A 9,807-nucleotide genomic window follows, 5' to 3' on the forward strand; every position below is an offset into this window, starting at 1 on the left:
ATTCTTCAATATTCATCATCTGATGAATTATTTAACTAGATCACAAATACAAGCGCTAGTGAAGGCTGGGATTAGCGGAAATAGCTATTTACTGCTATGAAGTCAATGATTAAAGCTACAAGTCGAAGCATAATTTTACCTATAAAACCACTTGGCAAACTTAGTGGTGTTATTTTGCAAAGAAGCAAAGAACAGTGAGCTATTAAGAGTAAAGATAAAAACTGCCATTAAAAAAGGCTAGCAATGCTAGCCTTTCATCTAAATGGTCAATTGAGTTATAGATCAGATCGCAGTGGTGAGAATTTCGCGGCTTACTGCTAAGTCAATATCGCCATGTTCGCCAAGTTTAGTCATGCCATGGCTTTCAAGTGCAGCAACTAATACGTCAACTTGCTCTGCACCAAGATCAATATCACTTAGGCGTGTAGGGACTTGCATTAACTTAAAGAAGTTTTCGGTAGCCTCAATAGCTTGATCAATTTTTTGCTCATCGCTACCTGTTGTGATGCCAAATACACGTTCAGCATACTGAACTAATTTTGCATGTTTTTGCTCACGACGCACTTTCATTACCGCAGGAAGCACGATTGATAAGGTGCGCGCATGATCAATACCATGGCTTGCTGTTAGTTCATGGCCAATCATATGTGTAGACCAATCTTGTGGTACACCGGCGCCAATCAAGCCGTTAAGCGCCATAGTGGCAGACCACATGATATTAGACCTAATCTCTAAATCGTCTTTTGTTTCAGCAGCAAGGGCTTTAGGGCCTTCTTCAATTAAGGTTTGTAGTAAACCTTCACTGAAACGGTCCTGTACTTTAGCGTTTACATCAAAGGTTAAATACTGTTCCATGATGTGGATATAAGCATCAACAACACCATTACCAATTTGACGGTCTGATAAAGATAAAGTGACTGAAGGATCAAGCACTGCAAATAACGGACGTACTAATGGGCTACCAAAAGGCAATTTATTTCCATTACGAGTAATAACAGAGCCGCCATTTGATTCAGAACCCGTAGCAGGTAAGGTTAATACGGCACCAATAGGTAATGCTTGTTCAATTTTGGCGCCTTTTGCGACGATATCCCAAGGGTCATCACCTTCAAATTTCGCAGCAGCAGCAATAAATTTAACCCCATCGACCACTGAGCCGCCACCGACTGCTAGCAAGTAATCGATGTTTTCAGCTTCAATGATGGTTTGTGCCTTCATTAACGTATCGTATTGTGGATTAGGCTCAATACCTGAAAACTCAAACCATGTGTGATCTTTGAGCGCATCAGACACTTGCTGATAAACACCATTTGATTTAATGGAGCCGCCGCCATAAACAACTAATATTTTAGCTGATGTTGGAATTTCCTTTGAGATGGCGCTAATTTGGCCCTCACCGAAATGAATTTTAGTGGTATTTTGGAATGTAAAATTAAGCATGAGAATATCCTAAATAACGAATTTATGACTCAGTGATCTGAGCAACTAATTTTTGTGCTGTTAATGATGAGCTTGCAGGATTTTGGCCTGTAATAACTAGCCCATCTTGAACTGAAAACGCATGCCAGTCAGCTGCTTTTTGGTAATCTGCATCACGTTTTAGTAATTCATCTTCTAATAAAAAAGGAACTACATCAGTTAATTGCACAGCATCTTCTTCACTATTTGTAAAACCAGTTACCGCTTTACCTTTTACAAGGTACTGGTCATCTTGTTTTACGTTAAGTAACGCTGCCGTTGCATGACATACCGCAGCAACAGGTTTGTTTTGAGCAATAAATTGCGCGATTAATTTAATAGAGTCTGCATTATCTGTTAAGTCCCACAGTGGACCGTGACCGCCAGGATAAAATACCGCGTCGTAATCACTGGCATCAATATCAGCTAATACGTTGGTGTTAGCCAGTGCCATTTTAGCTTGGCTATCGTCATCAAAGCGCTGAGTGTCAGCGGTTTGAAAGCCTTCTAGTTCACTGCTTGGATCAATCGGTGGTTGTCCGCCTGCTGGCGATGCGAGGGTGATTTCAAAACCTGCATCTAAAAACACATAATATGGAGCGGCAAATTCTTCGACCCAAAAACCAGTTTTGTTACCCGTGTTGCCTAGTTCTGAATGAGAGGTAAGCACCATTAATACTTTTTTCTGTGTCATTTTAAAACCCTTTTATTTTAGTTATTACGGCAAGTACAAAGCTTGCATAAGTTCTGATGTAGAGTGATTCAAAAGAGAAAGTCATTATCTCTTTGTTGAAAGTGGCTACAGTATAGAAAGCCAATTAGCATCTGACAATGCAGATATAATTGACTTCATTGTTTAAATAATTGATACAATATTCCAGTAAATAAACTCTTGGATATTAAAATATGAATGTGTCATTTGAGCAGTTGAAAAGCATGGTGGTGTTTGCCCAAGTTGTTGAACAGGGCAGTTTAAGCGGCGCAGCAAAGCATATTGGTCTTTCAAGGGCGGTAGTGAGTTATCACATAAAAAAGCTTGAAGCGCATTTAGAGGTAAGACTGTTAAATCGATCTACTCGAAGTATTAGTTTGACCGAAGAAGGTGAAGCCTATTATCAATCTTGTAAAGTGATAGCCGATCAAGCTAACACGGCCAACAAGCAAATTGAGAATATGAAAAGTGAGCCTATGGGTTTGATTAGGATCACCTGTCCTGTCAACGCTGGCTTAGAAACCATAGTGCCAGCCCTTAATGAATTTAAACGTTTGTACCCAAAAATTGAACTTGATGTGATGTTAACTGATGAAATCGTTAATATTATCAATCAAGGCATTGATCTAGCTATTCGTGGTGCGCCTTTGGTTGACTCAGGCTTACAGGCAACTAAATTATGTGTGCTCAAAACTTGCCTATGTGGCTCGGTTGAGTATTTTAATAAATACGGCAGGCCAGAAACCCCAGCTGATTTATCCACCCATGACTGGGTGATGTATAAACCACAAAAAAAAGTGCTGCATCTTAATAAGGGTTCACGCTCATTTAGTATTGAAATGAAAGGCTCAATTACCACCAATAACGCCTCAGCGCGTACCGCATTCATTGAAGGCGGCCATGGGATAGGGCGAGTGCCAACCTATGATGCTTGGCCAAAAGTGAAACAGGGCAGTTTAGAAACCGTATTGGATGATTATCAATTTAGTGACATTACCATTTATGGGGTATTTCCACCCGGGGCGACAGACTCTAAAAAAGTGCGCTTATTGCTAGATTTCTTAAAAGCGTACTTTGATAAAAAAATACGTAATCTTGAGCAATCGATTTTGTGAGTTGAAGCCTATTAGGTAAATCTGCAGCGATGTTTAATGATATTAAAATTTTGATAAACATTTAAGTGTTGATCAGATTTTATTATTGTTTGTGATGTTGATTATCAACAGGTTTTATTTTTTAATGATTGTATTGTTCGTCTTCAAATAAATTAAATAGTGTATTTGTGAAATTTTTTATGACGGCATTAGGTCTAATTAAATGACCGTTGTGAAAGCACAGTTGGTAGCTTGAATATAAGTGACATTAACTATTAATTTATTGGAGTTGAACATGAAGACTAAATTAACATTAGCGATTGCTATGGGATTATTACTCAGCAGTTTTACAGCCCAGTCCGCCAGCATAACCTTTCATGACGATCTTGATGTCGATAGCGTTAATGGTGTTATTGTAGAGTTTCAGCGTGAGGTAGACTTAGGCCAAGGGCTACATTTGTTAGAAATTAGCTATAGTGATTTATTTCAAGATAATGCCGATGACTCAGGTTATTGGGTAAAATCAGAGCCACTATATTTAAGACTCGATGTACAGGGCAGTGAAACATATCATTTAGACATACCAGAATTGTATTCTGCAGATGATGCCAAAGACTTTCTACAAAACCCGATTATTTCATTAACCACAGATGGTAATAATTATAAAGATATTACCTTATTAAGCCAATCTCAATTATTTACCCTGTTATTACATCAAAAGTAATGGTTAATATTTTGTCATTGCAATTTGCTGTTTCAATTTTTAAATTATTTAAAAACGCTATTGAATTTATTTTAACTAGCGTTTTTGGGGTTGTAAATTTAAAGGAGAATAATGATATAAAAATGAGAGAGCTCATATTTGAGCTGTAAATATAAACAAGAAAATAACCTAATGACTGCTTACACTCGGTAAAATATAATCAGCCGTGTATAAATTTACCGATGCTAGACATCATCTTAGTAACATCATCTTAGTAACATCATTTTAGCAACATCATCTTGCTTTTTAATCCGTTAAAGCCTGCTATACGCTATATTTTACTATTGTTTCTTGCGTTCCTTTCTGAGGATCCTTATCATCCGTATCCCAATTTGAAAAAGGCAACATCATGGCTATCAGAATCAAGCTTAGACCAAAGCGTGAGAAATCACTTGAACGTAAACACCCTTGGGTTTTTGCAAGTGGTATACACAATATTAAAGGAAAACCACAAGCTGGTGAAACTGTTGATGTTGTAGCCCATGATGGTCATTGGTTAGGTCGTGGTGCTTGGTCACCAGAGTCGCAAATTCAAGTGCGTATTTGGAGCTTTGATAAAGAAGAAGCTATCGATAGAGACTTTTTTGTTCGCCGCATTCAACGAGCCCAAGCAGGCCGTGAAGCATTAATTGCTGAGCAGGGTTTAACCGGTTACAGACTGGTTGCTGCTGAGTCAGATGGACTGCCTGGCATAACCATTGATAAATACGCTAATGTATTAGTGTGCCAGTTACTTAACACGGGCGCAGATTACTGGCGTGATACCTTAGTATCAGTCCTCGCTGAGCTTTATCCTGATTGCGCTATCTATGAGCGCTCAGATGTTGACTCTCGTAAAAAAGAGGGGTTAAAGCCGGTAACGGGTTTACTTCATGGTGAGCTGCCAGAAATGCCAGTGATCATTGAAGAAAACGGCATTAAAATCGCAGTTGATGTCACTAAAGGTCATAAGACCGGCTTTTATTTAGACCAACGTGATAACCGCAATATTGCTGCCAGATTTGTAAAAGACAAGTCAGTACTTAACTGTTTTTGTTACACCGGCACCTTTGGCTTATACGCCGCTAAAGGCGGCGCATCGAGCATTGAAAACGTTGATGTGTCGGCGTTAGCGTTAGATACCGCCCGTAAAAATATGCAAATCAATGGCTTTAATGATGACCATGTTAATTACCATGAAGCTGATGTATTTAAGCTATTACGCCAGTACCGTGACGAGGGTAAAACCTTTGATGTTATTGTATTAGACCCACCAAAATTTGCCGATAATAAAGCCCAACTAAACGGTGCTTGTCGCGGATACAAAGATATCAACATGATTGCGATGCAGTTATTAAATCCAGGCGGCATTTTACTGACATTCTCTTGTTCTGGGCTGATGCCTGCGGACTTATTCCAAAAGGTTGTGGCAGATGCAGCCTTAGATGCCAAGCGTGATGTACAGTTTATTGACCGCTTAAGCCAAGCCAGCGATCACCCAATAGGTAGCGGCTTCCCTGAAGGATTCTATTTAAAAGGCTTAGTTGCTAGAGTCTGCTAATTTTACACCATTTGCGCTGAAGCTTGCTTCAGAGCTGGGGATTTAAGGCTACTTTCTGGTAGCCTTTTTTTATGCCAAAAATAACTTGAAGTAGGCAGATATTAAGGTCAGACTTTTTGTCTTCACAGCAGCATCTTGAATTATAAGATATGATTCAACTAACCAATAAAAAAGTTAGACTTTTTATCTGCCCTCAGTGGTCTTTTCACTTAAAAATACGCTGGCTTTAGAATGCGTAAAACCCTATCACTTATATAACACTCGTTTATGCCTGGGTTCGCTCTGTGATGATCTGCTCAATTTTACTAGGCTATTACTGTGTTTATTGATAGCACAGTATAACTAGACTACTTTTAGGCTAGGTTTTGTCGTTCTGGACCTCGATGTGTTCGAGATAAATTGATATTGAACTAGCTTGTTAGGCCATATAGGTGCATATTCAATAAGCTCACCCCAAGTGATTGAAGAAGTAGACAAATTACTCGCTATGACAGGACTGGGCAGGACATGATGAGATAGAGATAACTCATTGGTGACAAGCCATACCAACCCAAGCAGCAAAGGTTAAACTCAATAACAAAATATTTCTATTCAAATTCATTCCTTATCATTGATTAATTGAATCGCTGAATGAGATGGGAAAGATTATTCCTGAAGCAACAGCAAATTTTTTGCCACAAAACCATCAATAATCATTTGATGCAAACGCAACAAACCAAGAGGTTGCCAATTGACTATGTATAATTTTTTTTTGAAGTACTACAGCCGCACAATGGTAATTTTTCTTTGTGTTATCTTGTCAGGTTGCGCGATTTTTGTGGGTTTTAATTACGATAAGTTATACGGTAAAGCGCAGCCCCAACAGCGCATGGTAGAAACAAACTCAGTTCAAGCTCAAAGCTATATTAATGATGTTAAACCTATAATCGATAACCGATGTGTTGTCTGCCACGCTTGTTACGATGCGCCTTGTCAACTTAAGATGTCATCCGCTGAAGGTATAGACCGTGGTGCGAATAAAGATAAAGTGTACCAAGGTACGCGGTTACTTTCTGCAAATACAACTCGCATGTTTCTCGATGCCCAAACAACGGCGCAATGGCGTGATAAAGGCTTTACTCCAGTACTGAATGAACGCTCACAATCACCAGCAGCCAATATACAAGCCGGTGTTATTGCGCGAATGCTACTGTTAAAACAAAGCCATCCTTTACCAACTGAAGATATACTTGATGACTCGTGGGACTTCTCCCTTGATCATAATCAACAGTGCCCATCGATTGAAGAAATGGACAGCTATGAAGAGGACTTCCCTAAATGGGGGATGCCTTATGGCTTACCGCAAATATCAAACAATGAAAATAATATATTGTTGCAGTGGCTTTCGAAAGGCGCACCAATGACAGCTGTCGCTCCTCCTTCAAGCAATGAACTTACAGCGGTGCAGAAATGGGAAACATTCCTTAATAAAAAATCATTAAAACAACAACTATCAAGTCGCTATATATTTGAACATTTGTTTGTTTCACATTTATATTTCGAGAACGAGGACATTGGCCCGCAAGGGGTACCGACCTTTTTTAAATTGGTTAGATCGAAAACCGCCCCAGGGGAAGTCATCGATGTCATCGCAACACGTCGACCTTACGATGATCCAAAGACAGATTCTTTTTTCTATCGCTTAGAGCAAGTGCGCGAAACCATTGTCGATAAAACACATATGCCATATGCACTTAGCGATGAAAAGCTTGAGCGTATAAAGTCATTGTTTATTGAACCCAATTATACAGTTAGCGCTTTACCAAGCTATAAACCATCAGTTGCTGCAAATCCGCTTATCGCCTTCACAGAATTACCCGTAGAGGCGCGCTATAAGTTTATGCTTGATAATGCGCAAAATACCATTATGGCGTATATAAAAGGCCCGGTATGTCGAGGACAGCTTGCACTTGATGTTATTAATGACAGATTTTGGGTGTTTTTTGTCGACCCTGATATGTCTAACCTCTCACAATTAAATGAATTTTATCGCTCACAGGCCGACAACCTGACCCTTCCTGCTGAGGAGGAAAGCAATACTTTGCGACCGGTTAGTAATTGGATTAAATATGCTAGACAACAGGGCCGCTTTCTTCGGGCTAAAAATGCATTCTTGGAAGAAGAATTCGAAAATAATGAGCACTTAACCACTCAGCTTATTTGGGACGGCAATGGTACGAATGCTAATGCTAGCCTAACGGTATTTCGCCATTTTGATAATGCATCAGTCGTGAAAGGCTTAATCGGTGAGCAACCTAAAACCGCTTGGGTTATCAGTTATTCGTTATTAGAGCGCATTCATTACCTGCTTGTGGCTGGTTATGATGTCTATGGTAATTTTGGCCATCAATTAATTACTCGCATGTACATGGATCTTCTTCGCATGGAAGGTGAGTCGAACTTTTTAACCTTGTTACCAACGAAAAACCGTCACCAAGAGCTTGCTGATTGGTATCAAGATGCAAGTCTGTATTTAACAGATCATCTTGAAGGCAATATCAATGAGTTCAGTAAACCCACAGAAGTTATTTATACGACAAACGACCCTAAGCATGAATTATTGCAAATGCTCAAACAGCGAGTCGCAAAGGTAACGCCAACTCGTTATGCACTTGAGTCAACCCAGCTTTCAGATGAGAGTAAGGCGCACCTTCAAAGGATTAATCATCTACAAGGGGAAAATGTATCTATATTCCCTGAACTTACTTATATTGTGATTGAAGCTGCAGATACCTCTGTTGAACCTCAGCTTTTCACCCTAATAAGAAACAGTGCCCATAAAAACATCTCTAGCTTATTTGATGAAGAATCCAACCGGCTATATAAACGCGATAATGTGACACTGGTTAACGGCCTACTTGGCAGTTACCCCAATGCTTTTTGGCGCGTAAAAGAAGCTGAGCTGCCAGCATTAGTCGCTCAAGTTCTCAAGGTTAAAACCAATGCTGATTACAAAAGATTGTTAGATAACTATGGCGTTCGAAGAACTGACCCTGCTTTTTGGGCATTCAGTGACACCTTGATGACGCAATACAAAAAAAATCATCCAATAGATGCAGGCATACTTGATTACAATCGAATTCAAAACAGATAATCATATTAGCGATGAAAGATAATTGGCTTCAATATTACTAGTATTCTTGTATATGATTTTAAAATAATTTAACTGTTGTTTCCGAGAAATTTGTTATCAATTTAACTCATCATTTTGTTTGAGTGGCCAAGGGGGAATGGTCACTCATTTAGAACCGAGCTAGCTTATTTCAGGACATAAACGTGTTACCAGCACCAACGTTATACTTTATTTATATTCACTCAGTTACTGATGACCATCACTTCCATCTAACCCATTGCCTGCCGCAGGCTTATGTGCAGATACAACTGCGAGACGCTGCAAGTACGTCCTTGTAAGCTCTGCCAAAACATCCATGTTTTGGAAGCTCACTGCTGCATCTACACTGGGTTTATTATCTCTTCGATTTGACGGTATTTATGACAATAAAAATAAATACATCTGAAATTAAAATTCTAAAAGACTCAATTTGAATTGAGGTCATCGAGAAAAGGCCGTGAGCTTGGCATGGATGCCAAGCTAGCTATCGTTAGGCCAGGGATGGCCTATCGGAAGCGTTAGGGCTTTTCGACAATGACCGAAGAGGGATACAGATGAAGTTAAAAGCTGGATCAATCCCCATCGAAAATCATGCGTTATTCAGCATTTTTCGTCGGGGTGCTGAGGGATTGTTAAGGGGGACAAGCAGTTTCCCCCTTGACTCTGGTATGGGCGAAGCACCACGACGTTAATTCAAACGGAGTTTGTAAATAAAGCAATTAAACCAACGTTTTAAATTGTATGTGACCTAATATCACTATTTTGATTTATTCAAAATGACAAACTAGATTTGGGAAAAATTAATTATGGGTTTCACAGTTAATTTTCTAAAACGCAAGCCATACGACCTTGCCCATGCTGCCGACAACCGATGATAATTATGGGTTGCTGGCAACAAAGGGATGAAAAAGTGCATGCACGACTGACAAGCTTTTTTAGGCAAAAATCAACGACACCTAACGCCACTGTTTAAGCCGAGGAATTAGAAAGTGAACACTTAAGATGCAGAACAATAAAAGTATCAGGAGGTGCTAAGGTATTGATATGTTGAGGTAAAGAAATTAGCTGGCGATGCTAAGGGATCGATGC

At 39.4% G+C, this 9,807-nt stretch carries 6 protein-coding genes and 1 pseudogene; 5 read left to right on the forward strand and 2 right to left on the reverse strand.

Annotated features, from left to right (window positions below; translation table 11 throughout):
• Positions 1–282: 282 nt before the first annotated feature.
• Positions 283–1,440, reverse strand: coding sequence for an iron-containing alcohol dehydrogenase (locus BCU91_RS00415; RefSeq protein WP_102476260.1), 1,158 nt, complete (start codon positions 1,438–1,440; stop codon positions 283–285).
• A 22-nt stretch (positions 1,441–1,462) separates the two neighbouring features.
• The gene (locus BCU91_RS00420; RefSeq protein WP_102476261.1) at positions 1,463–2,152 is read right to left on the reverse strand and encodes a type 1 glutamine amidotransferase domain-containing protein; all 690 of its coding nucleotides are present in this window, start codon (positions 2,150–2,152) and stop codon (positions 1,463–1,465) included.
• A gap of 212 nt (positions 2,153–2,364) precedes the next feature.
• Here BCU91_RS00420 and BCU91_RS00425 point away from each other — a divergent pair, with 212 nt between their 5' ends.
• The 5 genes and pseudogenes from BCU91_RS00425 to BCU91_RS20460 form a co-directional block, all read left to right on the forward strand.
• Entirely contained in the window at positions 2,365–3,285 is a 921-nt protein-coding gene (locus BCU91_RS00425) for a LysR family transcriptional regulator (protein WP_102530663.1), read from the forward strand.
• 274 nt (positions 3,286–3,559) lie between these two features.
• Positions 3,560–3,988: a DUF2057 family protein gene (locus BCU91_RS00430; RefSeq protein WP_102476263.1), complete on the forward strand. Its 429-nt coding sequence runs from the start codon at positions 3,560–3,562 to the stop codon at positions 3,986–3,988.
• 388 nt (positions 3,989–4,376) lie between these two features.
• Positions 4,377–5,567, forward strand: a complete 1,191-nt coding sequence (locus BCU91_RS00435) for a class I SAM-dependent methyltransferase (RefSeq protein WP_102436505.1) — start codon at positions 4,377–4,379, stop codon at positions 5,565–5,567.
• A 772-nt stretch (positions 5,568–6,339) separates the two neighbouring features.
• Positions 6,340–8,700: a fatty acid cis/trans isomerase gene (locus BCU91_RS00440; RefSeq protein ID WP_102530665.1), complete on the forward strand. Its 2,361-nt coding sequence runs from the start codon at positions 6,340–6,342 to the stop codon at positions 8,698–8,700.
• Positions 8,701–9,544: 844 nt separating this feature from the next.
• Positions 9,545–9,691: pseudogene (locus tag BCU91_RS20460) on the forward strand (IS91 family transposase); the annotation flags it as partial.
• Positions 9,692–9,807: the final 116 nt, after the last annotated feature.

The sequence above is a fragment of the Shewanella sp. 10N.286.52.B9 genome, assembly GCF_002873635.1.
Lineage (GTDB): Bacteria > Pseudomonadota > Gammaproteobacteria > Enterobacterales > Shewanellaceae > Shewanella.

What these genes read in the sequence shown, in the direction of transcription:
- BCU91_RS00415 (WP_102476260.1), bottom strand. Translation starts at nt 1,440, where the DNA reads ATGCTTAATTTTACATTCCAAAATACCACTAAAATTCATTTCGGTGAG.
- BCU91_RS00420 (WP_102476261.1), bottom strand. Translation starts at nt 2,152, where the DNA reads ATGACACAGAAAAAAGTATTAATGGTGCTTACCTCTCATTCAGAACTA.
- BCU91_RS00425 (WP_102530663.1), top strand. Translation starts at nt 2,365, where the DNA reads ATGAATGTGTCATTTGAGCAGTTGAAAAGCATGGTGGTGTTTGCCCAA.
- BCU91_RS00430 (WP_102476263.1), top strand. Translation starts at nt 3,560, where the DNA reads ATGAAGACTAAATTAACATTAGCGATTGCTATGGGATTATTACTCAGC.
- BCU91_RS00435 (WP_102436505.1), top strand. Translation starts at nt 4,377, where the DNA reads ATGGCTATCAGAATCAAGCTTAGACCAAAGCGTGAGAAATCACTTGAA.
- BCU91_RS00440 (WP_102530665.1), top strand. Translation starts at nt 6,340, where the DNA reads ATGGTAATTTTTCTTTGTGTTATCTTGTCAGGTTGCGCGATTTTTGTG.